The 26,033-nt window shown below is 60.3% G+C and carries 19 protein-coding genes and 1 pseudogene; 9 read left to right on the forward strand and 11 right to left on the reverse strand.

The genetic code is table 11. The annotated features are described in order from the left end of the window. Window positions 1-46: 46 nt before the first annotated feature. Window positions 47-451 carry a type II toxin-antitoxin system HicB family antitoxin gene (locus OKW98_RS13020; protein ID WP_265389522.1) on the reverse strand — a complete coding sequence of 135 codons (405 nt, stop codon included), beginning with the start codon at window positions 449-451 and terminating at the stop codon, window positions 47-49. A gap of 433 nt (window positions 452-884) precedes the next feature. Between OKW98_RS13020 and OKW98_RS13025 the strand changes: the two genes are divergently transcribed. Beyond that, window positions 885-2,243 carry an MFS transporter gene (locus tag OKW98_RS13025; RefSeq protein ID WP_265389523.1) on the forward strand — a complete coding sequence of 453 codons (1,359 nt, stop codon included), beginning with the start codon at window positions 885-887 and terminating at the stop codon, window positions 2,241-2,243. Window positions 2,244-2,327: 84 nt separating this feature from the next. On the opposite strand, the gene OKW98_RS13030 is transcribed toward OKW98_RS13025, so the two are convergent. The 7 genes from OKW98_RS13030 to OKW98_RS13060 all read right to left on the reverse strand — a co-directional run bounded on the left by OKW98_RS13030 (window position 2,328) and on the right by OKW98_RS13060 (window position 11,665). Beyond that, on the reverse strand, window positions 2,328-4,757 hold the full coding sequence (locus OKW98_RS13030) for a DUF3772 domain-containing protein (protein WP_265389524.1): 2,430 nt from the start codon (window positions 4,755-4,757) through the stop codon (window positions 2,328-2,330). Between the two features lie 777 nt (window positions 4,758-5,534). After that, a protein-coding gene (locus OKW98_RS13035; RefSeq protein ID WP_265385272.1) for an IS3 family transposase occupies window positions 5,535-6,718 on the reverse strand; the annotation gives its coding sequence in 2 pieces (ribosomal slippage) (window positions 5,535-6,454 and window positions 6,454-6,718; 1,185 coding nt in all). Window positions 6,719-7,062: 344 nt separating this feature from the next. Further along, window positions 7,063-8,202, reverse strand: coding sequence for a Gfo/Idh/MocA family protein (locus OKW98_RS13040; protein WP_265389525.1), 1,140 nt, complete (start codon window positions 8,200-8,202; stop codon window positions 7,063-7,065). Between the two features lie 219 nt (window positions 8,203-8,421). Continuing rightward, complete coding sequence (locus OKW98_RS13045; RefSeq protein ID WP_265389526.1) at window positions 8,422-9,189, reverse strand: SDR family oxidoreductase; 768 nt, start codon at window positions 9,187-9,189, stop codon at window positions 8,422-8,424. Between the two features lie 25 nt (window positions 9,190-9,214). Next, window positions 9,215-10,282: a phosphotransferase family protein gene (locus tag OKW98_RS13050; protein WP_265389527.1), complete on the reverse strand. Its 1,068-nt coding sequence runs from the start codon at window positions 10,280-10,282 to the stop codon at window positions 9,215-9,217. Window positions 10,283-10,582: 300 nt separating this feature from the next. After that, window positions 10,583-10,897: an SCP2 sterol-binding domain-containing protein gene (locus OKW98_RS13055; RefSeq protein ID WP_265389528.1), complete on the reverse strand. Its 315-nt coding sequence runs from the start codon at window positions 10,895-10,897 to the stop codon at window positions 10,583-10,585. 57 nt (window positions 10,898-10,954) lie between these two features. Continuing rightward, window positions 10,955-11,665, reverse strand: coding sequence for a histidine phosphatase family protein (locus OKW98_RS13060; protein WP_265389529.1), 711 nt, complete (start codon window positions 11,663-11,665; stop codon window positions 10,955-10,957). 206 nt (window positions 11,666-11,871) lie between these two features. On the opposite strand from OKW98_RS13060, the gene sohB reads away from it, so the two are divergent. Continuing rightward, the gene (sohB, locus tag OKW98_RS13065) at window positions 11,872-12,894 is read left to right on the forward strand and encodes a protease SohB (RefSeq protein WP_265389530.1); all 1,023 of its coding nucleotides are present in this window, start codon (window positions 11,872-11,874) and stop codon (window positions 12,892-12,894) included. A 234-nt stretch (window positions 12,895-13,128) separates the two neighbouring features. On the opposite strand, the gene OKW98_RS13070 is transcribed toward sohB, so the two are convergent. Both OKW98_RS13070 and OKW98_RS13075 read right to left on the reverse strand, forming a co-directional pair. Further along, on the reverse strand, window positions 13,129-13,623 hold the full coding sequence (locus tag OKW98_RS13070) for a DUF934 domain-containing protein (RefSeq protein WP_265389531.1): 495 nt from the start codon (window positions 13,621-13,623) through the stop codon (window positions 13,129-13,131). Continuing rightward, window positions 13,607-15,265, reverse strand: coding sequence for a nitrite/sulfite reductase (locus OKW98_RS13075; RefSeq protein WP_265389532.1), 1,659 nt, complete (start codon window positions 15,263-15,265; stop codon window positions 13,607-13,609). The genes OKW98_RS13070 and OKW98_RS13075 overlap by 17 nt, the downstream gene beginning before the upstream one ends. A gap of 1,365 nt (window positions 15,266-16,630) precedes the next feature. Here OKW98_RS13075 and tssL point away from each other — a divergent pair. The 5 genes from tssL (at window position 16,631) to OKW98_RS13100 (ending at window position 24,093) form a co-directional block, all read left to right on the forward strand. Then, window positions 16,631-17,314: a type VI secretion system protein TssL, short form gene (gene tssL, locus OKW98_RS13080; protein WP_265389533.1), complete on the forward strand. Its 684-nt coding sequence runs from the start codon at window positions 16,631-16,633 to the stop codon at window positions 17,312-17,314. Between the two features lie 2 nt (window positions 17,315-17,316). Next, a complete protein-coding gene (locus tag OKW98_RS13085; protein ID WP_265389534.1) occupies window positions 17,317-20,043 on the forward strand; it encodes a type VI secretion system Vgr family protein in 2,727 nt (908 codons plus the stop codon). Continuing rightward, complete coding sequence (locus OKW98_RS13090) at window positions 20,040-21,998, forward strand: phospholipase D-like domain-containing protein (protein ID WP_265389535.1); 1,959 nt, start codon at window positions 20,040-20,042, stop codon at window positions 21,996-21,998. Before OKW98_RS13085 ends, OKW98_RS13090 begins: the two co-directional genes overlap by 4 nt. Before the next feature lie 89 nt (window positions 21,999-22,087). After that, a complete protein-coding gene (locus tag OKW98_RS13095; RefSeq protein WP_322114175.1) occupies window positions 22,088-23,281 on the forward strand; it encodes a DUF6396 domain-containing protein in 1,194 nt (397 codons plus the stop codon). After that, a complete protein-coding gene (locus tag OKW98_RS13100; protein ID WP_416148382.1) occupies window positions 23,278-24,093 on the forward strand; it encodes a tetratricopeptide repeat protein in 816 nt (271 codons plus the stop codon). Before OKW98_RS13095 ends, OKW98_RS13100 begins: the two co-directional genes overlap by 4 nt. On the opposite strand, the gene OKW98_RS13105 is transcribed toward OKW98_RS13100, so the two are convergent. Then, window positions 24,077-25,327 carry an IS256 family transposase gene (locus OKW98_RS13105; protein WP_265385925.1) on the reverse strand — a complete coding sequence of 417 codons (1,251 nt, stop codon included), beginning with the start codon at window positions 25,325-25,327 and terminating at the stop codon, window positions 24,077-24,079. The genes OKW98_RS13100 and OKW98_RS13105 overlap by 17 nt on opposite strands. A gap of 93 nt (window positions 25,328-25,420) precedes the next feature. On the opposite strand from OKW98_RS13105, the pseudogene OKW98_RS13110 reads away from it, so the two are divergent. Further along, a pseudogene (locus tag OKW98_RS13110) lies at window positions 25,421-25,705 on the forward strand (DUF6396 domain-containing protein); the annotation flags it as partial. Window positions 25,706-25,718: 13 nt separating this feature from the next. Beyond that, on the forward strand, window positions 25,719-25,982 hold the full coding sequence (locus tag OKW98_RS13115; RefSeq protein ID WP_265389537.1) for a PAAR domain-containing protein: 264 nt from the start codon (window positions 25,719-25,721) through the stop codon (window positions 25,980-25,982). Window positions 25,983-26,033 lie beyond the last annotated feature (51 nt).

Genomic DNA, 26,033 nt, shown 5'->3' on the forward strand with positions numbered 1-26,033 from the left:
GCCGGTCCTACTCAGACCGTGTGGTGTTGCTGTGGTCACTGGTGACTCAAACCCGCCCGAGTTTTTCCAGCGCCGCATCCGCCAGGAATGAAGATCGGCTTTTGACGTTGTGGTCGCCGACATAACGGTCGATACGCTGTATGACAAACCCCGGCAAGGTGACATTGACCTTCTCGGTCTTGCCCAGATAGGGGGTAATGTCGATCTCGACCATGCCCCAGCCCATGTTTGCGTACTCGTCATGATCATGATGCGCCCTGGCCGACGATGGCATCGGCACGGCATGACCTTCGGCGACCGACGCCTCAAGACAGATGCGGGCAATTTCGACCGCAGCGTTATAAGCGTCTTCAAATGTGTCGCCAGCAGTCACCGCTCCGGGAATGTCCGGAATCTGTATTCCGATGGCCGTCGTATCGTCGCCCCACTCAATGGCGATTGGGTATTGCATGGTGTGCTCCTGTTCTGCGTAGGGATGACAGTGTTCTGACGAAACATCGCCAAGAATGCCGAAACAGAGCCATTCCCGCAAAAAAGATGTATTTATTTTCATCCACAATTGGTACCGGCTGATCCCCCGGCCCCTGTGCCCCTCAGGCGATACAACCGGGCACGTTGTCGCACCCAGGCCAACGTCATGCGGTTGAGCTTAATCGTTTCATCTGTCATAAAAGGCTGGCTACGGGCTCGAAAATCTAGAAAAACATAGATTAATGGGTCGACGATAGCTGCTCCAACGTCCGACCCCCGCGCGTTACCCATCAAGCCGGTTTTGCTCGCTGCCCGAAGCGGATGCCTGTGCTATCCAGACTGCCTTTCAACCTCATCGAGGCCATTCATACGGCGCGTCCCAAACGCCGTGCATCAAAAAAAGGACCGGAAAATTGAGCGATCAATCCACTCCGAACACTCCACTCTCACGATTCTGCGACAAAGTGGGCATTCCCTATCCCATGTTCTGGGGGTTCGTCGGCCTGTTGATCTTCATGATCGGCGATGGCGTAGAACTGGGGTACCTCTCTCCCTTCCTCAGTGAACGCGGCATGCCCGGCGACGAAATCGCCATGATTTTCACCCTCTACGGCGTCACGGTCGGTATTTCATCGTGGCTTGCCGGTGCGCTCTCCAATATCTGGGGCCCAAAGCGGGTGATGTTCCTGGGGTTGATCATCTGGAGCGTGTTTGAGGTGCTGTTCCTGATCTACGGATTGCAGGAACTGAGCTACTCGATGATTCTGCTGACCTACGGCCTGCGCGGTTTCGGTTATCCGCTGTTTGCCTACGGCTTTCTGGTCTGGATCGCAGCGTCCACGCCGTCCCGCAAAATGGGCATGGCGGTGGGCTGGTTCTGGGTGGCTTACGCCGCTGGCCTGCCGATGCTGGGCTCTCTGGTGGCGAGCATTGCCATCCCGCTGATTGGCGCACTGCAGACCTTCTGGTTGTCGTTTGCGCTGGTGGTTATAGGCGGTGTGATTGGTTTGGTCGGCATGCGTGAAGCCCATGGCCTGCGTCGACTGGCGCCCGAGGGTGAGCGGCCGATGGTGTCGATGGCCAAGAACATCACCATCATGTGGACACGTCCGAAAGTGTCGCTCGCGGCCATCGTCCGGGTCATCAATACCTCGTCGATGTTTGGTTTTCTGGTGGTCATGCCCGGGTTCTTCATGCACACCGTCGGCTTCACCCTGGAAGAATGGTTGCGACTGCTGACCATCGTCTTCGTGTTCAACATCATCGGGAATCTGGGCTCTAGCGTGATCAGCACCAAGATCGGCTTTCGCAACACGATCCTGTGGTTTGGCGCGGTAGGCAGCACGATCAGCACCCCGTTGTTCTTCTTCATGCCGCAAGCGTTTCCCCACGACTTCCTGATCGCCTCGATCTTCGGTGCCTTTTACGGCCTGACCCTGGCGTGTTTCGTGCCGTTGTCGGCGCTCGCACCCGCCTTGGCGCCCAACAACAAGGCCGCGGCGCTGTCGGTGCTAAGCCTGGGTGCGGGTGCTTCTACGTGGGTGGGCCCTGCGGTGGTCGCGATCTTCAATGAAAGTTACGGCATTGAGGGCGTGGTCTGGGCATTCTGCGGCTTGTACGCTCTGAGCGCCGTGCTGACCGCGTTCCTGAAAGATCCGGAGCCCGTGCATGACCCGATCCTGATCAAGATCAAGCGCAGAATCAAAGTGTTCGCGCCGCGTCTGGATTATCGGTGGGCCCATGCCGAAGACCCAAACAAAGAGGTGAGCTGAACCTAGTGGGTGCGTAGCGTGGCAGTCGATGAAATCGACTGTCACGCCGCGCGCCCATTCACTCGTACACGCCTGAGTAAATGATCAATCGACGACTGCCGGCGGCTGTTCCTTGGCCAGCCCGTCATTGATCAACACCATGCTCTGCGGTGCAGACAGCGCGATGCCCATTTCCCGCAGGCGTCCGAGCACGGTAAACAACAGGTCGCTGCGTGCACCGCCCACCGAGCGCGGGCTGTTCACGAAACCGCTGGCGCTGATGATCAGGCCGGTGTTGGTCAGGTCTTTAAAGGTGACCGACGGCGCTGGCGTATCGAGCACGGCTTCATGCTCGGTAAACGCCTGCAACAGCAGTTCGCGGATCTGCAAGACATCCGTTTCCAGCGGCAGCGTCAGGGAAATCCCGACGACGCCCAACGCGTTGCCCATGGTGACGTTGCGCACGTTCTGGGTAATGAACTGTGAGTTCGGGACGATCACCGTGGAGCGGTCGGACATCTGGATTTCGGTGGCACGCACGTTGATCCGGCGAATATCGCCCTCGACCCCGGCCAGGCTCACCCAGTCTCCAACCTTTACTGGCCGTTCGGTCAGCAGAATCAAGCCCGAGATGAAGTTCTGCACGATCGCTTGCAGACCAAAACCGATCCCCACCGACAGCGCGCTGACGACCCAGGTCAGGTTGGTCAGGCTGATGTGCAGGGTGGACATCACCACCGCGACGACCAGCACGAAGCCGATGTACCCGATCAACGTCACCAGGGAGGCCTGCATGCCGGCGTCCATGTTGGTTTCCGGCAGCAGGCGTTCGCCGAACCATTCCTTGAGCACGCGCACGCCCAGCAGGCCCGCTACCAGGCAACCCAGTGCCAGCAGGATGTCGCTTGGGACAATGTTCAGGGCGCCCAGGGATTTGTCGGTGACTTCCATGCGGGTGAAGCTTTCGAGCAACTCGCCCGGGCTTGAACCGGAGGGCAGAAAAGCCAGCAGCACGGCGGCCAGCAGCAGCAAACTGCGGCCAACGCCCGCCAGAACGGTGCTCGCCTGGGCCTGATGGCGCGGGGATAGACCGAGCGCCGAACCCAGTGCCATGCCGCCCGGTTGCTTTGGCGACAGCAGGGTCTCGCAGACATCACCGAAGAACGCCACCAGCAGGTAAGCGGTGGACGCGACCACACTCATCCACAGCAGCTTGACCGCGAGGAAATAGGCCAGCGTCAGGTAGCCGCTTAACAACGCCAGCAGACTCAGGCCGACCCAGACCGCAACGACGAAGGGGATCAGCCCGGCAAGGCCGCCCGGGCGCTCCAATTCATGGCGACGGCGGGTGCGGCGGTAGCGCAGCAGACCGAAGAAAAACACCAGCGAAACCGCCAGCGCCGTCAGGCCGTTCACTGCAACAGTCAGCGCCAGGCTGCTGGCGATGACACTGTTGATCCGTTCCTGGGTGCCGATGATCATCAGCGCCAGGGCCAACACGGCCGGGAAGCGGCCCATGGCGGTGGCAATTTCGTCAGGAATGTTCGGCAGGCGCCACGACGGGTGCGGCAGCATCAACAGCGCGCGGCCCAGGCCGACGATGAAAGCGCAGAAGGTGATCAGCGTTTGCAGTTGGTCGAGCAGATTGACCACGTCGTTACTGAGCACCGCATTGCTGACAATGCCCCAACGCAGCAGGGAGGTGGCGGCGGTGATGGTGAGCACCGTCGACAGGCCGACGGCCAGTGCCAGGGCGCTGCGCCGCAGGCGGCCTTCGGGCAACCAGCGCACCATCAGGCGGATCAGCAGGCTCTCAAGCAGGCGGCGCACCACCACCCAGATCAGCAGCGCGCCGATGACGACGCTGGCAAACAGCATGCGGTTGCCGGGCGCCAGTGCGCTGGTGAACACGCTGCGGACGTCGTCCAGCAGACCGTTCATGCGCCTCAGGTCGTCATCGGTCGGGCGAATCAGCGTGGACCAGAATGCCGAACTGAGGGGGCTTGCCGTGCGGGTGCTGATCTGTGAATCAAACAGGCTGCGGCGCAGGCTGAAGATCTGCGTGGCCAGGTCCCGTGCAGACTGACTCAAGGTATTGGTCTGCCGCTCGTCGCTGACCAGCGCGTTTTTCTGGGTGGTCAACGCCTTGCGCTGGCTGGTCAGGGTGGACGCTTCGTCCGGTTGCACCGGGCCCAGGATGTTCAGTTGATCGTTGAGGTGCTCGATGTCGACCGCCTGCTTGGCGATCAGATCATCGGCTTGCTTCTGCACCTGCAACGCGGCCTGGCGCAGGCTCGAGAGCAAGTCGTCATTGGCGCTCACGGTGACTTTTTGCCGGATCTGGTCGAGCTGCTCGCTCAGGTCATCCAGGCTCGGCGCCTCGGCTTCGGGCGTCGCATCACTCTGGCTGGCGGGCGGTGGTGTTGCCTGGGACGCGACCTGCGCCGCCGCTGCCTGTGCGAAAGCGGGCACGGCGACGCACAGCAACAGCGCGAGCACCCCAGCGTAGAAACGGTTCAACGTAGCGTGTTGCATTCGGGTTCCTTTGGGGCGTTAACCGGTTTTGCGATCTGATCGTTTGGCGCAGTGGTCGAATGGCAGGCAGGGGCGCTCGACCATTCATGCGCGGGGGCGGATCATAGCAAAGTTGCGTCAGCACAACGCCTTCCCGGCTAAAGCCGGTCCCACAATGACGTTCCAGCACCAATCCCACCGGGTGCATGCGCTGCATTTAGTGGGACCGGCTTCAGCCGGGAAGAGGCCGGTTTGAACACCCTCAATTCTGCAGCGTGACGCCTGACGCTTTCCCGGCTAAAGCCGGTCCCACAATGAAGTTCCAGCACCAATCCCACTGAATGCATGCGCTGCATTTAGTGGGACCGGCTTCAGCCGGGAAGGGGCCAGTCTGTGCACCGTCGAATTTGCAGTGTGGCGATCGACGCCTTCCCGGCTAAAGCCGGTCCCACAATGAAGTTCCAGCACCAATCACACTGAATGCATGCGCTGCTTTTAGTGGGACCGGCTTCAGCCGGGAAGAGGTCAGTGTGAACACCCTCAATCCTGCAGCGTGACGCCTGACGCTTTCCCGGCTAAAGCCGGTCCCACAATGAAGTTCCAGCACCAATCCCACCGGGTGCATGCGCTGCTTTTAGTGGGACCAGCGCCAATCACACTGAATGCATGCGCTGCTTTTAGTGGGACCGGCTTCAGCCGGGAAGAGGTCAGTGTGAACACCCTCAATCCTGCAGCGTGACGCCTGACGCTTTCCCGGCTAAAGCCGGTCCCACAATGAGGTTCCAGCACCTGTAGTGGTCAACTAATTCCGGACACCTCGATAGGTGGTTTCGACGCCATCGTCCGTTCGTAAACGGTCGGTGGCAGGTACCCCAGTTTCGAGTGCAGCCGCTCGTTGTTGTAATACCCAACGATGTATTGAGTGATGTCGCGTATCGCTTCGCCATGGTTAGCGTAATTGCGCCGCCATACCCGCTCCATTTTCAGGCTCAGGAAGAAACGTTCCATCACCGCATTATCCCAGCAGTTACCTTTACGGCTCATGCTTTGCTGCATGGCGTGTCTGGCCAGCAGCGATCTGTAGAGTGCACTCGCATATTGGCTGCCGCGATCGGAGTGGGCGACCAGGCCAGGTGGAGGTTGACGCTGGGCGACGGCCATCTGCATCGCGCTGCACACCAGCTCTGCAGGCATGTTGGGGGCCATCGCCCAGCCCACCACCTTGCGTGAGAACAAGTCCAGTACGACGGCCAGGTAGAGCCAGCCGCTGCGCGTTCGGATGTAGGTAATGTCGGCGACCCAAGCGGTATTCATAGCCTGCGGCTCAAACTGACGGTTCAACACATTCTCGGCGATTGGCAGGTCATGCTTGCTGTCGGTCGTATGCACAAACTTGGGTTTCCACGCCGAGCGCAAACCGTTGGCTCGCATCAGTCGGCGGACTTTATAGAGGCCTATTTTCATGCCCTTGGCCCGCAGGGCCCTGGTCAATGGGCGGCTGCCGGAGCAGCCGTCGCTTGCGGCAAAAGCTGCCTTGAGCTGCGCGACGATGGGGCAACTGAGCCGAGCAGGCCTTTGTGCACGGTTCTGGGCTTCGTAAAACCCCGACCGACTGACGTTCAGCAAACGACAGACATGCGCCACCGGATAAGCCTTCTGTTGCAGTTGCCGAACCAGCCGATACGTCACTTCAGTTCGCGGGCAAAGAAGGCGGTAGCCTTTTTTAAGATGTCGTTGTCCGTCTTGAGCTGCCGGTTTTCCTGCTCCAACTGTCGAATGCGCTGCTGCTCAGCCGTCAGCGGATTTCCAATCCCTGCCTGGCCCAACTGTTCAGCGTCGTATTGGCGGATCCACCGTCGTACGGCCGTCTCACCGAGATTCTGGTCCTGGCAAACCTGCGGAACGGTCAGGCCCTGATCCCTGACCATCTTCACGACTTCCAATTTGTAGCTGTCATCAAACCTGTTGCGTTTTCTGGTCATGAAAAACTCCTCGATAAATGTATTTTCCACTTATCGAGGTGTCCGGGGAAATTAGACCACTGCAACCAATCCCACCGGGTGCATGCGCTGCTTTTAGTGGGACCAGCGCCAATCACACTGAATGCATGCGCTGCTTTTAGTGGGACCGGCTTCAGCCGGGAAGGGGCCAGTCTGTGCACCGTCGAATTTGCAGTGTGGCGATCGACGCCTTCCCGGCTAAAGCCGGTCCCACAATGAGGTTCCAGCGCCAATCACACTGAATGCATGCGCTGCATTTAGTGGGACCGGCTTCAGCCGGGAAGGGGCCGGAGAGACCGTCCTCAACTTCCGGGCTGACACCCGATTCAAATATCCGAAACGCTCACCCAACGCCTCTCTTTCGCCGCGATGCGAATCGCTGTGGCCAGGCGCTCGACCTCCATCGCTTGGGCAAAGTCCGTACCGTTGGAACCGTGCCCACCCAGCGCTTGAATCAGTTCGTACACTTCCAGCGTCTTGAGTTCGTTGTACCCCAGCTGATGCCCCGGCGCCGGGCAGAAAGACGCATACCCCGGTTGCGCAGGCCCCGCCAGAATCCGCTGAAACCCGTCGTGTCCCGGGGAGCCGGCCCGGAACAGCCGCAGCTCGTTCAAGCGTTCCTGATCAAACGACAACGTGCCTTCGGTGCCACCGATCTCGAAACTCAGGTGATTCTTGTAGCCATGCTTGAGCCAGCTGCTGCCAAAGGTACCCCGCGCGCCGTTGGCAAAACGCAGCAGCGCGTAGGTCTGGTCATCGATGCTGATGGGCCGTTGCTCTTCACTGCCGCGGGTGGCCGGACGCTGCGGGTGCACCGTTTGCGAGTCTGCGCACACCGCTTCGATATCACCGAGCAGGTACCGCGCCATCGCCAGCAAATGGCTGCCGAGGTCCGCCAGGGCGCCGCCGGCATGGGACGCTTCGCAGCGCCAGGACCACGGTGACAACCCATCGCCCATGAAGTCCTCACTGAACTCCCCCTGAAAACTGACGATCCGCCCCAGCTCGCCGCTTTCAATCATCTGCTTCGCCAGCCCGATAATCGGGTTGTGCTGATAGTTGTAGCCCACCCGTGTCACGACGCCGGCCTTGAGCGCTGCGGCCTGCATCTCCCGCGCCTGGGCCAGACTCACCGCCAGCGGCTTCTCGCAATACACCGCCTTGCCCGCTTCAAGGGCCGCCATGGCCATGGGGAAATGCAGCAGGTTTGGCGTGGTGATCGCCACCAGATTGACCGCCGGATCGCTGATCAGCTGTTGCCAGTCGCCATGACTGCGCTCGAACCCCCAACTGGCTGCGCACTGTTGCGCGCGCGCAGCATCCGCATCGGCCAACGCGACAAGCTTGAGGTTGAAGGGAAGATCGAAGGTGGTGCGTGCGTTGTGGAACGCCAGGGCATGAGCCCGGCCCATGAAGCCCGTGCCGATAAGGCCAACGCCCAGTTCTGGAAGAGAATTCCCGCGCATGACAGCGTGTCCTTTTAGACGTGTTGTTGTGCGGAAAATGTAGGCGGTTGGTGGCTCCCGATGGAATCTTTATTCCATCAGGAACACCTCAGTTTCACCTCATGGGCAGAGGGTGTGGGCGCGCGCTTGCCCGCGATTGCAGTGTGTCAGGCAATGAGCGGACATCAGATGCATCGAATTCGCGGGCAAGCGCGCTCCTACAGATGATCGCTCAGCGGCTCAGGACAGGAACCCGCCGTCCACGTTCAACGCCACGCCTGTCGTGTAACTCGAGGCATCGCTGGCCAGGTACAACACCGTCCCCGCCATTTCGCTCGGCGCCGCCACCCGCTTGAGGGGAATCTGCGCCAGGGCGGTGTTGAGGATCTTCTCGTTGTTCACCAGCGCCGAGGCGAATTTGGTGTCGGTGAGGCCGGGCAGCAGGGCGTTGCAACGGATGCCAAACTGCGCGCATTCCTTGGCGAACACCTTGGTCATGTTGATCACCGCTGCCTTGGTCACCGAATAGATGCCCTGATACACGCCAGGCGAGACGCCATTGATCGACGCCACGTTGATGATGCTGCCACCGCCGTGCTCGCGCATCAGCTTGCCGGCTTCCACCGACATGAAGAAGTAGCCGCGGATGTTCACGTCGACGGTCTTCTGGAACGCGCCCAGGTCAGTGTCCAGCACGTTGCAGAACTGCGGGTTGGTCGCCGCGTTGTTCACCAGAATGTCCAGCCGACCGAACTGCTCGCGGATCTGCGCGAACACCGCCGTGATCTGTTCCATTTCACCGATGTGGCAGGCAATGGCGGTGGCCTGGCCGCCATCGGCGATGATCGCGTCCGCCACCCGCTGGCAGCCGTCGATCCTGCGGCTCGAGACGATGACATGGGCGCCTTGCTGGGCCAGCAGTTTGGCGATCGCCTCGCCGATGCCACGGCTGGCGCCCGAGACGAAAGCGATCTTGCCATCGAGGTCGAACAGTTGAGTCTTGGACATTGTTGTTTTCCTTGTCGTGTCGCAATCAGAGGCTGGAACGCTCAATCACTTGCAGGGCCATGCGCTCGAGCAGGGAATTCATGTGAATGAACGGGGCGAAGCGCGTGTCCCGGGTCTGGCCGTGGAAGAAGCGGTAGTAGATTTGCTGGACGATGCCGGCCAGACGAAACAGACCGTAGGTGTAGTAAAAGTCGAAATTGTCGATGGGAATGCCGGAGCGCTCGGCGTAGTACGCCACGAACTGCTCGCGGGTGAGCATGCCCGGCGCATGGCTGGGCTGGCGCCGCATCAATTGCACGGGCGCCGGGTCATCCGCCTGAATCCAGTACGCGAGGCTGTTGCCCAAGTCCATCAGCGGATCACCCAGGGTGGTCAGCTCCCAGTCCAGCACGCCGATGATCTGCATCGGGTTGTCAGGGTCGAGGATCACGTTGTCGAAGCGGTAGTCGTTGTGCACCAGGCTTGAAACGGGGTGGTCCGCCGGCTTTTTCTCGTCCAGCCACCGGGCGACCTTCTGCCAGCTTGGCGCATCGGCGGTGCGCGCTTTTTCGTAACGCTCGGTCCAGCCACGAATCTGCCGCTCAACGTATCCTTGGGGCTTGCCCAGATCGCCCAGCCCACAGGCGGTGTAATCCACCTGATGCAGTTCGACCAGCCGATCAATGAAGCTCTTGCACAGGGTTTCGGTCTGCGCGGCGTCGAGGTTCAGCCCGGCGGGCAGCTCCGAACGCAGGATGATGCCCTTGACCCGCTCCATCACGTAGAACTCGGCGCCGATCACGCTTTCGTCGGTGCAGTGCAGGTACGCCTTGGGGCAATAAGGGAAGGCGTCGCGTAGCTGATTGAGGATGCGGAATTCGCGGCCCATGTCGTGAGCGCTTTTCGCCTTGTGACCGAACGGCGGGCGGCGCAAAACGAACTCTTGCTCGGGGTAATTCAGCAAGTACGTCAGGTTCGACGCGCCACCGGGAAACTGGCTGATCTGAGCGCTGCCGCTCAGGCCGGGGATATGGGCTTTCAGGTAAGGGTCGATCAGTGCAGCGTCGAGTTCTTCGCCGGATCGAACCTGGGTGGATTGGTCGGTGAGCGGCATGCGTATCCCTGCAGGTTATTTTGGTGGGACAGGATCATTGGCTAATCTAATGCTCCCCGGCGCCCGCGAACAAGGGCTATTGGCGTGGGTGTTACGGGGCAATCAGCCTCCCTGATTCACGGCTGCGGTCTTTGTCCTGCGCGCCTTCCGGCCGAAAAAAAACCGAAGCCAGGCAGCTTCGGTTTTTCGGCATGAGCACAGTTCCTTGTAGGAGCGCGCTTGCCCGCGATGCGGTCCATCAGCGACACAGCTGCCACAGACATACCTGGTATCCCGGGCAAAATGCCTGCACGAGCGTCCTCAGGAAGGGAACAGCTCGCTCAGTTTCATTGCCAGCATCATGTCGCCTTCAGCGCGCAGTTTGCCGCCCATGAACGCCTGCATGCCGTCGGTCTCGCCGCTGACGATGCCTTCCAGGGTTTCGCCGTCCATCACCAGGGTGACTTGCGCGTCCGGGTTTTCGCCTTCCTGCAGTTCGCAGGTGCTGTCCTTGACGATCAGGGAGAAGTTCTTGGTTTCGTCGATGCGGAAACCGAACACCAGGTCCAGGCCCGCAGCGGCGGATGGGTTGAACTTGGCTTTCATGGCTTGGACGGCGTTTTCTACGGAGCTCATGGTGTGATCCTTTTATATGAGTGATGACGAGCACTTTGCGGGTGCGATTGGCCGGGCTCAGCGGTAGGTGATGAGCTCCGGCGCCTTCATCAGTTGCAAGTGCGCGTAACTGTTGAAGGAAGCCAGGGACACCTCGCGCTCACGGAACTTCAGGTGATTGAGCGAGGTGTTGACGATGTGCCAGTTCATTTCAAAAGCCAGGGTGGCCGGCATTTGCGTGATCAGGTGGAGGAGGGCGGTGATGGTGCCGCCGGAGGTGAACACGGCGATGCGATCGCCGGGACCGGCGCTGTCGAGTATCCCGCTCAGGCCGGCTTCAACCTGCTCGACGAAGGCCTGCCAGCTCTGCAGCGCGGCGGCATCGTGATCGCCCACCAGCCAGCGGCGAATGAGCGCGGCGAACAGGCGCTGGAACTCGGCGCGGTTGTTGGCGGCGTCACGCATGATCTCTAAGGCGTGGGGTTCTTCATCCAGCATCGCCGGGAGCAGGGCGCGAATCACGCCTTCGGCGTTGAATTCGTTGAAGGCGATATCGGTCTCAAGTTCGGGTGTGGCGAGGCCGGCGGCGTTGAGCTGGGCGATCACCGTTTCGGCCGTGTGGCGCTGGCGAAACAGCGCGCCGCTGATGCAGCGGTCGAAGCTTAGACCCAGCTGGGCGAGGTGCGCGCCGAGGATTTCCGACTGGCGAAAACCGGTGGGCGACAGGACGTCGTAATCGTCCGCACCAAACGAGGCCTGGCCATGTCGTATGAGATAGATGCTGCCCACGACCGCTTCACCCTGGCACGTTGAAAGTGCTGGGAGGTTATGAGGACGGCCCGCGGTCTGTCAATGAAAAAACATACGCTCGTTTGAATTGGCCGATCTGTCCCGTATTCCCCGTCTCGTCACTGGCCCGGCCACCGGCGCGCCGGTATGCTTGGCCCCATTCGCGATCCTCTGCCGAGGGTCTGCTGTACCGGTAAGGAGTTTCTGTGGAGTTCATTTTCGATTACGCCAGTTTCCTGGCAAAGACTGTCACCATCGTGATCGCGATCATTGTGGTGCTGGTGGTCATCGGCTCGATGCGCGGTCGCGGTCGTCGTGGTGCTGGCGGTCAGCTGCATGTCACCAAGCTCAATGACTTCTACAAAGGGCTGCGCGATCGCCTCGAAGGCTCGCTGCTGGACAAGGCCCGCCTCAAGGCGCTGCGCAAGTCGCAGGCCAAGGAGTTGAAGAAGGACAAGAAGTCCACCGAGGTCAAATCGCGGGTCTATGTGCTGGACTTCGACGGCGACATCAAGGCCTCGGCCACCGAGAACATGCGCAACGAGATCACCGCGCTGTTGAGCCTCGCTACGCCCAAGGACGAAGTCGTGCTGCGCCTCGAAAGCGGCGGCGGCATGGTGCACAGCTACGGTCTGGCGTCGTCGCAACTGGCGCGGATTCGTCAGGCGGGCATTCCGCTGACCGTTTGCATCGACAAAGTTGCGGCCAGCGGCGGCTACATGATGGCGTGCATCGGCACCCGGATCATCAGTGCGCCGTTCGCAATCCTGGGATCGATCGGCGTGGTGGCCCAACTGCCCAACGTCAATCGCCTGCTGAAAAAGCACGACATCGATTTCGAAGTGCTGACCGCCGGCGAGTACAAGCGCACGCTGACGGTGTTTGGCGAAAACACCGAGAAGGGCCGCGAGAAATTCCAGGAGGACCTGGACATCACCCACGAGCTGTTCAAGAACTTCGTCGCCAGCTACCGCCCGCAATTGGAGATCGACGAAGTCGCCACCGGCGAGATCTGGCTGGGCATCGCGGCCAAGGACAAACTGTTGGTGGATGAGCTGAAGACCAGCGATGAATACCTGTCGGAGAAGGCCAAGACCGCCGAGGTGTTCCATCTGCACTACGCCGAACGCAAAAGCCTGCAGCAGCGCGTGGGCATCGCGGCGAGCACGTCGGTTGACCAACTGGTCACGGGGTGGTGGGGCAAGCTGACGCAACAGCGGTTCTGGTAGGTGAGCTGATGTGCATGAGTCTGTAGGAGCGTGGCTTGTCCCGCGATCGGTTGCGCAGCAGCCGCAATGGCAAGGTTTGCAAAGCTGACACACCGCGTTGACCTGATCTACTGCCGCTTCGCGGCAGATCGCGGGACAAGCCACGCTCCTACATGAAGCGTTCACCTTTCCAATTAAAAAGCCCCGGCTTCGCAGGAAGTCGGGGCTTTTTGTTGCCTGTTGATCAGTGTCGGATCAACGGCGCCGGAACAGCGGCAGCGGCTCGTCGGTGGCCGCCTGGTAGGTCACGGAAAAGTCCTTCAGGCCTTCCAGCGCCTCGTACGGGTCTTTATCGGCACGAATCGCGAACGCATCGAACCCGCAGCGGTGCAGGTAGAACAGCTGATCGCGCAACACATCGCCAATGGCCCGCAGCTCGCCCTTGTAACCATAGCGGTCACGCAACAGGCGCGCGTTGGAGTAGCTGCGGCCGTCGGTGAACGCCGGGAAGTTCAGGGCGATGACCTGGAACTGATCCGCTTCGTCACCGATTTCTTCGGCTTCCTCGTCGCTGTCCAGCCAGACACCCAGGCCGCCGTCACGGGCCTTCAACGCATGGGCATGCTCGCGCCACAGGTTCAGCGGCACGATCAGGTCGTCGCAGTTGGACAGGCTGTCGAAGGTCGTGTCCTTGGGCAGCAGGTGCCAGGTCTCGTCGATGACGGCGTTGTTCTTAATGATTCGCTGCATAGACGCGCTCCTTGAAAGGGTCGATGCCAATACGCTGGTAGGTGTCGATGAAGCGCTCGTCTTCGTTGCGTTTCTCAACGTAGACGTTGATCAGCTTCTCGATCACGTCCGGCATGACGTCCTGTGCGAATGACGGGCCGAGGATCTTACCCAGGCTGGCGTCACGGCTGGCACTGCCGCCCAGGGACACCTGATAGAACTCTTCACCTTTCTTGTCCACCCCGAGAATGCCGATGTGGCCGACGTGGTGGTGGCCGCAGGCGTTCATGCAGCCGGAGATGTTCAGGTCCAGCTCGCCGATGTCGAACAGGTAATCGAGGTCGTCGAAACGACGCTGGATCGATTCGGCAATGGGGATCGACTTGGCGTTGGCCAGCGAGCAGAAGTCGCCGCCCGGGCAGCAGATGATGTCCGTCAGCAGGCCAATGTTCGGCGTCGCGAAGCCCTGCTCGCGCAGTTCGCCCCACATCGTGAACAGTTGGCTCTGCTCGACGTCGGCCAGAATAATGTTCTGCTCGTGGGAGGTGCGCAGCTGACCGAAGCTGTAGCGGTCGGCAAGGTCGGCGATGCCGTCCAGTTGCTTGTCGGTGAGATCGCCCGGCGCGACGCCGGTGGGTTTCAGCGACAGCGTCACCGCTGCGTAACCCGGCTTTTTATGGGCCAGGACGTTGCGCGAGCGCCAGCGGGCAAAACCGGGGTGCTGCTGATCCAGCAGAGCCAGTTCGGCGCTGTCATCGGTCAGCGCCTTGTAGTCCGGGTCGACGAAGTGTTTGGCGACACGATGCACTTCGGCCTCGGTCAGCGTGGTCTGGCCGCCGCGCAGGTGGGCCATCTCGGCCTCGACCTTCTCGGCGAACACTTCAGGCGTCAGGGCCTTGACCAGAATCTTGATCCGCGCCTTGTACTTGTTGTCGCGGCGCCCGTAGCGGTTGTACACACGCAGGATGGCGTCGAGGTAGCTCAACAGGTCCTGCCAAGGCAGGAACTCATTGATGAACGCGCCCACCACCGGCGTGCGGCCAAGGCCACCGCCGACCAGCACGCGGAAACCCAGTTCGCCGGCAGCATTCTTGACCGGCTCCAGGCCGATGTCGTGCACTTCGATGGCGGCGCGGTCGGACGTCGAGCCGTTGATCGCGATCTTGAACTTGCGCGGCAGGTAGGCGAATTCCGGGTGGAACGTCGTCCACTGACGGACGATTTCACACCAGGGGCGCGGGTCCACCAGCTCGTCGGCAGCGACGCCGGCAAACTGGTCCGTGGTGACGTTGCGCAGGCAGTTGCCGCTGGTCTGGATCGCGTGCATCTGCACGGTGGCCAGCTCGGCGAGAATGTCGGGGATGTCTTCGAGTGCCGGCCAGTTGAACTGCACGTTCTGGCGGGTACTGATGTGCGCGTAGCCCTTGTCGTAATCGCGGGCGATCTTCGCCAGCATGCGGGCCTGGCGCGAAGTCAGCTGGCCGTAGGGCACAGCGACGCGCAGCATCGGGGCGAAGCGTTGGATGTAGAGGCCGTTTTGCAGGCGAAGCGGGCGGAACTCTTCTTCGCTGAGCTCGCCGGCCAGATAGCGGCGGGTCTGGTCGCGGAACTGCTTGACGCGGTCCTCGACGATCCGCTGATCGTACTCGTCGTATACGTACATGGTGGTCCTGTTCTCAGGCGGTTCACTGCTGCTGGGCCAGCCGGAAAGGCGATGCATTGTCGTCTGCTTTCTGGCTACCGAAGAAATCTGCGCGCACGGCCGCGCACTCCTTGCGGAGCCGGGGGAGGTTACCAGTTTGCAGATATGCGCAAAAGTGATGTTTGAGTATATGCACAGAACCAAAAGTGCTAAGCAGCGCGTCGGGCCGGCATAACCTCACTTGTGATAAGGGCATGGCTCAACTTTAATCTGGTGATGGCCGCCGACACCTGTCGGAGGTCTGCGAGTTTTGCGATCACCCATAAAACAGACAAAAGGCGATGCAATGCGAAATCACCCGAAAGTAGTCAAAACCGGCAACCATGTGGATGCATGGGCCATTCTGTTCATTATTGTGCTGGTGGTGGGGGCGGCGCTGTTCTGGGTGAATCACCAGTAGCGCGGTCCTGCGTGCTCCCGAAATGTTTTGACTGATGCACAGGCTTGGCGGATACCGCCCATCCGTAGGGGCCTGCTTGCTGGCGAATGCGTTCGTGCAGACACTGCAACGGTTTATGCGAAATCGGGTTCGCCAGCAAGCCGGCTCCTACGGGCACCGTGTGCCGCAGATCAGTGCAGGAGCGCGCTTGCCCGCGAAGGGGTCAGTACATCCGACGTTTCTTTATCGTCCTTACGGATGTCTTCGCGGGCAAGGTGGAGCGCCACCCTGGTCGCTCCTACAGGCCTACGTCTGCCGAGTAGGCGAGGTTTGGCGCTGGTCATTTACACCGCCATTTCCCGTTTCCACTCTACATATTTCGGCCCTGACGATTTAAATACTCAGGTGTTCCCGGCTGAATCGGGTAAAGGGTCTGCATTTAAAATTTAAACAGCGGGCAAACGTTCCATTAAACGGAATGTGTATTCGGGCTGTTCGCCAATGAATATAAAACCTTGCTGTTGTGTTGCCGTTCACAGTGCCGGCTTTAACTCACTTCAGATTCTGGCTTCGTATTCATTTCGCTTAACGTGTCAGAACTTTCCGTAGGATCGCTCCTGATATTTGTAAGAAGTTTCTTGATATGAAAAGTCGGGTAGCATTTTATTTTTCAGTGATTAGCCTTGCTTCTCAACGCCGGGTGGACTCTGGGCGACGTAGCTGCGGCCCAGGGCTGTCGGTCCCGGGGCAGGCTGCGGGGCTCGCGTTGTGCACATTTCCGCAGTCGAGTTCCCGCCCTTAAATATCGATTATCAAGGCGGATGGCAAGCCAGCAGTAACGACATGCATTATCCAGTGCGCTCACTTTATTGATGTGGGCCGGCATCACGTTATCGCCTGGGTGATCGATTAATCATTCAATCCTGAAATTGTTCTCGGTGTTACCTATGAATCCAGTCAGTCATGAGCCCGCCGGTACTGCGCCGATCAATGTAGACCTTATCTTCCAGGACACCTATTTGCTGGCCGTTGAACTGAACTATGGTTGCACCATGACCAACAGCAAAACATTGCGCGAGACGTGCATTGCCCAGGTCGAAGGCGCGCGCAGCGCATTGCAGGAAGCAGGCATGTGCCGGCGCAGTGTCGACTTGATCATCCATGCGCAATGCGCGCTGCTTGATGAAGCCGTGCTGGGCAACGTCGGGGAAGGCGTCCGACAGATATGGATCAACGAATCGTTGCAGGCGAGGTTCTGCGGGCATCACCGAGCGGGTGAAATCCTGCATGAGCAAATGCGGGAAGTGCTGCGCGAGCCTGCGCCGGACATGCACGTCGTGACCCTATTCCAGCGGGTGATGATGTTGGGATTTCTGGGCAATTATCGATCGCTGGATGACGAAGAGCGCCTGGTCTTGAAAAACCGGCTGGACGCACTGGCAGGGCCGCAACTGTTCCCGGTGCGGCCGACCTGGGTAGACGCCAGAGGGCCTGTCCGCAGATTCCCCTGGTGGCTACGTTCTCCACTCCTGCACCTGGCAATCGCGGGGCTGGCGCTGGTCGTCGTGTGGTGGTTCCTGAATCGTACGCTCGCCAACATGGTCGACGAGCTTGTCGTGAGGGGCGTCTGAACATGACGGACTCACTCCCGGCCTTTTTTGACCACAGCCGTCACACCCTGCGCGTCGATGAGCTGGATGCCGACCTTGACGTGCTGACGTTCACGGGCGAAGAGCAGCTCAGCGAGCCATTCATCTATGTCATCGAATTCACCTCGTCGAGGCAGGATATCGGCGCCGGTCAGATGCTCGGCAAAGCCGCGCGGTTTACGCTGCACACCGCGCCCCACGTGCTGTCCAGCGCCATGGGCGGTCTGCCGCTACCCGCCGTACCCCCGCTGCGCACCCTGTGTGGCGTGGTCACCGGTTTCAAGTGCCTGTCAGCCTCCAGGGACGAGGCGCGTTACGAAGTCACCCTTGAACCGCGGCTGGCGCTGCTGTCCCGCGGGCATCAGTACCGTATCTACCGACACATGTCGGTGCCGGAGATTGTCGACAGCATTCTGCGCAGTCGCCACGGCATGGAAGGCCATGATTTCCGCTTCAAGCTCGTCCGTGACTACCCCCGGCGCGAGCAAGTGATGCAATTCGGCGAAAGCGATCTGGCGTTCATCTCACGGCTGCTGGCCGAGGTGGGCATCTGGTTTCGTTTCGCCCACGACGCCCGTCTCGACATCGACGTGATCGAATTCCACGACGATCAGCGCCATTACCAATGGCCGCAAACCCCGGTGCCGTGTCGCTCGCCATCGGGGCTGGACAGCCATGATCAGGATGCGGTGTGGCAGCTGCAATCCGACCATTGCGTGGTGGAAAAGAGCATTCACTTTCGTGCCTACGACCCTCGCGATGCCGATGCCTGGCTCGACGGGGAGGTCGATCAAAGCCGCCGCGCCACCACCACCTACGGCGAGGCCTATCACTACGCCGAACCCTATACCGTACTGGGCGACCCACGGGATCAGGACGAAAGCCTTGAAAGCGAAAGCGGCTTTTTCTATGCCCGGCTGCGCCACGAACGTTATCTCAATGCCCAGACGCGTTTAACCGGCGTCAGCAGCAGTGCGACCCTGGCGCTGGGGCAAATCCTCGACGTCACGGGCGACGCCCCCCACGCCTTCGAGCCTGGCGCCGTGATCACGGGCCTGAGCCTGCGCGCCGCTAGGGACCGCAGTTTCGAAGTCGCCTTCGTGGCCATTCCCTTCAGCGAGACCGTTTGCTTCCGTCCCCCGTTGCCGCGCAAGCCGCAGCTCGCCGGCACCGTGGCCGCCCGGGTGACCAGCGTCATCGCCAACGACCCTTACAGCCACATCGACAAGGAAGGTCGCTACAAGGTCAACTTCCTGTTCGACCGTGACCACTGGGAGCCCGGTGAAGAAAGCGCGTGGCTGCGTCTGGCCCGGGCCTACGCCGGCGACACCCACGGCCTGCACCTGCCGTTGATTGCCGGCACTGAAGTGGCCGTGGCCTTTGAGCACGGCGACCCCGACCGGCCCTACATCGCCCATGCCTTGCACGACGACCGGCATCCCGACCCGGTGACCCTGGCGGACCGGGACTTCACCCGCAACGTGCTGCGCACGCCGGCCAACAACAAACTGCGCATGGAAGACGAGCGCGGCAAGGAGCACGTCAAGCTCAGCACCGACCACAGTGGCAAGAGCCAGCTGAATCTGGGCCACTTGGTAGATGCCAACAAGGACAGGCGCGGCGAAGGCTTCGAACTGCGCACCGACGGCTGGGGGGCGATTCGCAGCGGCAAAGGGCTGTTCATCAGCGCCGATGAACAGGCCGGCGCTCAAGGGCAGCAGTTGGAGATGGCAGCGGCGATTGCCCACCTGCAGCACGCGGTGGAGCAACTGCAAGGGCTGTCCCAGGATGCCCAGGCGAGCAGAGCCGAGCCCGCTGGCGTTCAGGCGCAAGTGGACTTGCTGGAGCAGAATCTCGAACAGCTCAAATCCGCCGTGCTGTTGCTCAGCGCACCCCAGGGGATTGCCCTCACCAGCGGCAAGCACCTGCAACTGGCCGCCCACGACAACCTCATGCTCAACGCCGGCGGCGAAGCCGACATCAGCGTGGTCAAGCGGATGTTCATCGGGGTCGGCAAAGGCTTGAGCCTGTTCGTGCGCCAGTTGGGCATCAAGCTGATCGCCAACCAAGGGCCGGTCACCGTGCAGGCCCAGAACGACACGCTGGAGTTGTTGGCCCGGCAAGGCCTGAGCATCACCAGCACCGAAGACGAAATCCACATCGTCGCCAAGAAGAAGATCGTGCTCAACGCCGCAGGCAGCTACCTGACGCTGGAGCAGGGCCTCATCGAGTCGGGGACGGCGGGCGACCATCTCCTCAAGGCCGCGAGTTTTCAGTTCATCAAGGGCGGCGCGACCATGGCCGCCGACCATCCCGACTCCCCGAAACAGCTGACCCGCCAGCCCCTGCGCCTGAAGCTGGCCGCCACGCCCAACCTTGGCAGCAGCTGGACTCACATGCCCTACAAGCTTTATGCCGATGGCGGACTGATCAGCGAAGGCGTCATGGACGGCAGCGGGCACGTCGAGGTTGATCATCAGCCGACGACGCAGGAATACCGCCTGGAAATGGCCAACGGCGTCAGCTACCGCATTCCCGCCGTGACCGCTTACAGCCATCCCGACCAGGGAAGGCTGGCCAATCAGGGCCTGCATAACCACCGTTCCGCGCCCGACACCCCGGTCAATCAGCCGGCTGCACACACCGACCACCGCACGCAGTATGCCGCCGTGCTGAATAACACCGCCGATCAGGAAGAGGAGGCCCCATGACGCAGCCCGAAATCGTCGCGCCCGTCTCGTTTCAAGAAACCGACACCGTGACTCTGTGCGCGCCCTGGTATGTGCAGGAGTCCGAGTACGGCCCCTCGCTGGCGACGTATAAACCGTTGGTCAATGGAGAAGAGACTTTTGGTGCCGTGCACGAGGCCATCGAAAACGCGACCCATTCGGTGGACATCATCTGCTGGGGATTTCAGCCTTCGATGTATTTCATTCGTGGGGCATCGCATCCGGCCTGCACAACCGAAGTGCCCAAAGTCGGTGGTTTAAAAGGGGTGACGTGGCACCACGCGTGCATCGGCGAACTGCTCATGCAGAAGGCTAAACAGGGCGTAAAGGTACGCGTTTTGGGCTGGGAGGCGCCTTTCAACGCCGCAGGGGTGGCGGGTGAGGCCAACTTGCCGGGGAAGCGGGGGTTGCCGATTGACGATCGCAAGATGCAGAGCGCCACCGATGATCAATACGCCTATGACCGCAAGTGGTTCGCGATGTGTTCTATCGCAGGTATTCCTATGCCGTTATGGCGTGACCTGGACAGGCCTGCCTTCGCCAGCCGCGGCTTCAGCCTGTTCGACCGCGCCGAGATCATTCACCAAGCCAGGTATTACGGCTCCGACCCGAACCTTAGCGCTGGCACATTTGCGGCCCTTGGCGGCGCGGTCACCCACCATCAGAAAACCGTGCTGGTGGACTATGAAGCCCCCGAACACGCGGTGGGTTTCGTCATGGGCCACAACACGCTCGACGAGTACTGGGACACCAACGCGCACTCGGCGCTCAATCGCGACCCAGCCAGTAAACCCGCGCCCAACGCTGGCCCTCGCGGTGACACGCCGCGTCAGGACATTTCCAGCCAGGTGGCCGGGCCGATCCTGGAACACCTGCACCACAACTTCGCCACGGCCTGGTTCGACGCGACGGGCGAAGACCTGATGACCACTCGCGACGCCATGGCCCTGGGCAAACGCCTGCAATGCCCGCCCGACCAGCAACGGCACTTCGCCCAGATCCTGCGCACCCAGGCCCAGGAAGGCCGCCGCGACATCGAGACGCTCTACCTGCAAGCGGTGAACAACGCCACGGGCTTCATCTACATCGAAAACCAGTACTTTCGCTGGCCGCCGCTGGCCGAAATGATCAAGAAGGCCGCCCTCGCCCAGACCCAGGGCGGACGGGACCCCGGCAAGCACGGCGCATTGCACCTGTTCGTGATCACTAACGTCACCGACGACGGCATCGGCAAAGGCACGGTCAACACCCACCGCATGCTCGACAGCTTGGGGCGCGCTGACACCATGCCGAAAATCACCCAACTGCAACGCATCGAGGCCGCCAAGGCACAGGCCGCTGCGCAGGAGCAGGATCTGAGCGAATTGATCGCGGATCAGGCGATGACCTTTGTGAGCCATTTGCTGACCGGGCCAAATAGCGAGATGAGTGAAAAGGCCCTGCAAAAGCAGCGCGACGCCGAAAGCGCAGCGGCCTTCCGGCGGGCCGTGCTCGAGGGCCAGATCAAGGCCATCCAGCAGGAAGTGCTCAAGCCCGAGGACATACCTAACCTCAAAGTGCATATCTGCTCGCTGGTGGCGCCCGACTCACTTCCCGGTAACTGGATGCCGGTGTACATCCATTCCAAGTTGATGATCGTCGACGACGTGTTTACCACCCATGGCTCCGCCAACATCAATACCCGCAGCATGCAGGTGGATAGCGAATTGAACATTGCCCATGAGTGGGCGAGTGAAACTCAGGCGTTGAGGCGGAGGTTGTGGAAGCTGCATACGGCCAAGCAAGGGATGCAGGATGATCCGAAGGTAGCGTTTGAGGCTTGGCAGAACATTATCAAGGAAAACAAGAAGAGAAAGGGTGAAAAGGCGGGAGGCAAACCCTTTGCGCCTCTCGTCGAGTTTCATTACTGCCCTGCCACGCTGACGAACCTCGACTGATGCGCCGGTTACTACTACTCGCCTGCCTGACCCTGACTGCCTGCGACAACGGCAACGGTTCACGACCACCACCGGACAAGGACATCCACATGAAATCCCTTGCTGCAATCAAGGACAATCTGGCCTTTACCTGCAAACACGAAACGCTACCTCCGGCGAGTCCTGACAGCGATGTGCTGTTCCATTACGCCCGTTGGTTGGAAAAGAATAACCAGCTCAAACAAGACCCCACTACCGACCTGGAAATTACCCGGCTGTACCGCATCGCTGCCGAGAATGGCCATGTCAAAGCCACTATCAATCTGCAGAACGGCAGCCTGCGCGGGAAATACAAACTGCGGGGCCACGAACACCTGCGCTTCAGTCAAGACCTGATCGATGCCAACGTGCCAACGGGTTACTACTTTGTGGCGGTGTTTCTAAAAAACGGCATTGCCGATCTGAAACAGGACATGGAGATGTCCCTGCGCTACCTGCGCAAGGCAGCTGACGAGGGCAGTGCGCAAGCCCAATACGAGATTGGTGAGGCGCTGGCGCCGAGTGACATTGCTCCAGAAATTGCGGTGCAGATGTATCGCTGTGCCGCAGGTCAAGGCCACGGGGACGCGGCGTCGACATTGGGGGTCGACCGTAAATACAACAAAAAATATCGCGACGCGCTTGAAGCTTTTCAACTCGGTGTCGCAGCAGGCGATGAGAGCTCTGCCAGTTTTTTGCGCCACGGATTTCGTGGGCCAGAACCCACCAACGAACTCTACTACCTCGCTCTGGAGGAAGACCTCAAACGTGCCGAGCGCTACGACAAAATCTGGAGCATCCTCGCCGACTACTCCTACGCTCACCCCAAAGTCCCCGAAATCAACGACATCCTCCCGCTGCCCCCGGCCAAGCTGCCGCCGTGGGACGGCAAGCTGAAATGGCTGGAAGCCCGCGAAGCCAATGTCCCGCCTGAAAAACCTTCGCCAGAGCTGATCCAGCGCCTGACCCAAGACCTGAAACTCGACCCCGCCACCGGCAGACCGATGCCGGGCGCCAAGGGCTTCAGCCAGGCAGACCTGTCGGCCGACCAATGCGTCGCCGGGACCAAGTGCCCGGTCAGCGGTTGGTGGCAGGTCGTCGAGCACCGGGAGCTGCACACTCCCGACGGCCAGCCGATTGTTCGTCATTTTGAGCAAGGCGATGTTTTTCCCGTCGAGCGCATGCGCTATTACCGTGACCGAATCTGGCCGTTGCCCAAGAGCGAGCACGAAGGGCCGGTACGGGTCTGGTGGAGGCTGGCATGAGGAACCGTGCTTGGGTTTTGTCATGCCTGTTGCTGGCAGGTTGCGATGCACCTCTCACGCAGCGCCCGCATAGCGCTGCGGTGCCGTCGCTCAGCGCAGTCCAGGAAAATCTGGCCTTCACTTGCAAACACGAAGCGCTCCCACCGGCCAGTGCTGACAGCGATGTGCTGTTCCAGTACGCCCGTTGGTTGGAGAAGAACAACCAGTTGAAACAGGACCCGACTACCGATCTTGAAATAACCCGTCTGTACCGGATCGCCGCCGAAAATGGGCACCCCAAGGCCACCATCAACCTGCAGAACGGCAGCCTTCGCGGGAAATACAAACTGCGGGGCCACGGACACCTGCGCCTCAGTCAAGACCTGATCGATGCGAAAGTAGCCACGGGTTACTACTTTGTGTCGGTGTTTCTAAAAAACGGTATCGCCGATCTGAAGCAAGACATGGAAATGTCGCTGCGCTTTTTGCGCAAGGCGGCCGACGAAGGAAGTGCCCAAGCTCAATACGAGATTGGCGACGCGCTGGCGCCGAGCAGCAGAGCGCCCGATGTCGCGCGGCAGATGCGTCGGTGTGCGGCTGAGCAAGGGCATGGAGATGCAGCGCTGGAGCTAGCAGTCAATCTCCAAGGTAGGCGGCAATACCGAGACGCGCTTGAGGCATTTCAGCTCGGCGTCGCCGCAGGCGATGAAACTTCCGCAGGATGGCTGGATGACAGTTTTCGAGGTCCGGAGCCGGGACTGTCAGATTTTTTGTGTGCAGGCCGTTACGGCCTGCCGTTAGGCAGGCCGCTGTTTTTTACCAGGTCGGCCTGATAAATCGATCTCCGTACAGAATCGCAAATTGATTCATCGCACTTTTCCAGTCATGGGCTGCAGAGCCCCAGTTTGCAGTGATATTGCGCAGCCCAAGCCAGATCAGTTTGGTTGCCGCATCGTCGGTCGGGAAGTGGCCGCGAGTCTTAATGATCTTTCGTAGCTGAGCGTTGATGCTCTCGATGGCGTTGGTGGTATAGATCACCTTTCGGATCGCTGGCGGGAAAACGAAAAATGGAATGACGCGATCCCACGCACGCCGCCATGAAGCTACTACCGTTGGATATTGCTTGCCCCATGGCCCGGCTTCGAACGCATCCAGCGCCTGTTCGGCCGCTTCGGCGGTGACCGCCTGGTAGATCGGCTTGAGCGCCTTGGCCAGTTCGCGACGCTTATCCCACGCCACGTAATCAAGGCTGTTACGGATCAGATGAACAATACAGGTTTGCAGTGTCGTGGCTGGAAAGACCGCGCCAAGAGCTTCCGGCATGCCCTTGAGTCCATCAGTAACGGCGATCAGTACATCTTCAACGCCACGTGTTTTGAGGTCGTTGAAAACCTTCATCCAGAACTTCGCGCCTTCGGTATTTTCGATCCAGATGCCGAGAATATCCCGTGTGCCGTCAGGTAGAACACCCAGCGCCAAGTAGATCGCTTTGTTGCGAACCAGTCCTTCTTCGCGGATTTTGACCCGCAGGGCGTCGAAGAAAATAACCGGATACATCGGCTCCAGAGGCCGCTGTTGCCACGCACCGATCTCTGCCATGACCTCGTCGGTGACAGAGCTGATGAAGTCAGGCGAAACGTCCGTACCGTACTGCTCGGAGAGGAATGCACGGATTTCCCTGACCGTCATTCCTCGGGCGTACATCGCGATGATCTTGTCGTCGAAACCGGTGTAACGGCGCTCGTGCTTGGGGATCAGAATGGGCGAAAAACTGCCGTCCCGGTCACGGGGGATGTCCAGCCGGATCGGGCCATCCCCCGTTAAAACCGTCTTGCCGCTTTTGCCATTACGCTGGTTTGTTTCATCCTCTGGGCGCTGCGCGCCCGGCGGATAGCCCAGGTGATGACCGAGCTCAGCATTGAGGGCTCGCTCGATTAGCGCCTTCTTGAACGCCGCGGAGGCGTCTTCGATGGCTTCAGCGGTCATCAATCCGCCGCCGAACTGCTCAAGCAGCTCTTTTGGGATTTTCGGTAGCTCGCGTAGCGCAGGTTTCTTTTTGGTTGGCATACATGCACCTCTTACTCATGTTATGCCCGAACACAAAATTTCTGACACCCCCCGGAGCCGACCGATGAGTTGCATTACTTGGCTCTCGACAAAGATCTCGACCGCGCCGAGCGCTACAACAAAATCTGGAGCATCCTCGCCGACTACTCCTACGCCCACCCAAAAGTCCCCGAAATCAACGAAATCCTCCCGCTGCCCCCGGCCAAGCTGCCGCCGTGGGACGGCAAGCTGCAATGGCTGGAAGCCCGCGAAGCCAATGTCCCGCCTGAAAAACCTTCGCCAGAGCTGATCCAGCGCCTGACCCGAGACCTGAAACTCGACCCCGCCACCGGCAGGCCTTTGTCTCAATCGCTTCCCATGACCCCATCAACCAACTGAAAAAGGATTACACATGAAAGGCATCATCCGCATCGGCGACACCACCACCGGCGGCGGCATCGTCAAAACCGGCTCGGAAGCAATGATCTTCGAAGGCATTGGCGCAGCGCGCGTAGGCGACATCGTGCTTTGCCCGCTGCCAGGCCATGGCACCACCCGCATTGCCCAGGGCAACTCAGGCTACAGCGAAGACGGCGTGCCGATCGCGTTTCACGGCGACCTCTGTGAGTGTGGCTGCGCATTAATCACCTCGTTGCCGGAAGCCACCGCCGGCTGAGCGGGGATGATGTATTCCAACACCCGAGACATCCAGGACAAGGACATCTGC

Origin of the sequence: Pseudomonas sp. KU26590, from assembly GCF_026153515.1 — a bacterium.
In the GTDB taxonomy this organism is placed as follows: Bacteria; Pseudomonadota; Gammaproteobacteria; order Pseudomonadales; family Pseudomonadaceae; genus Aquipseudomonas.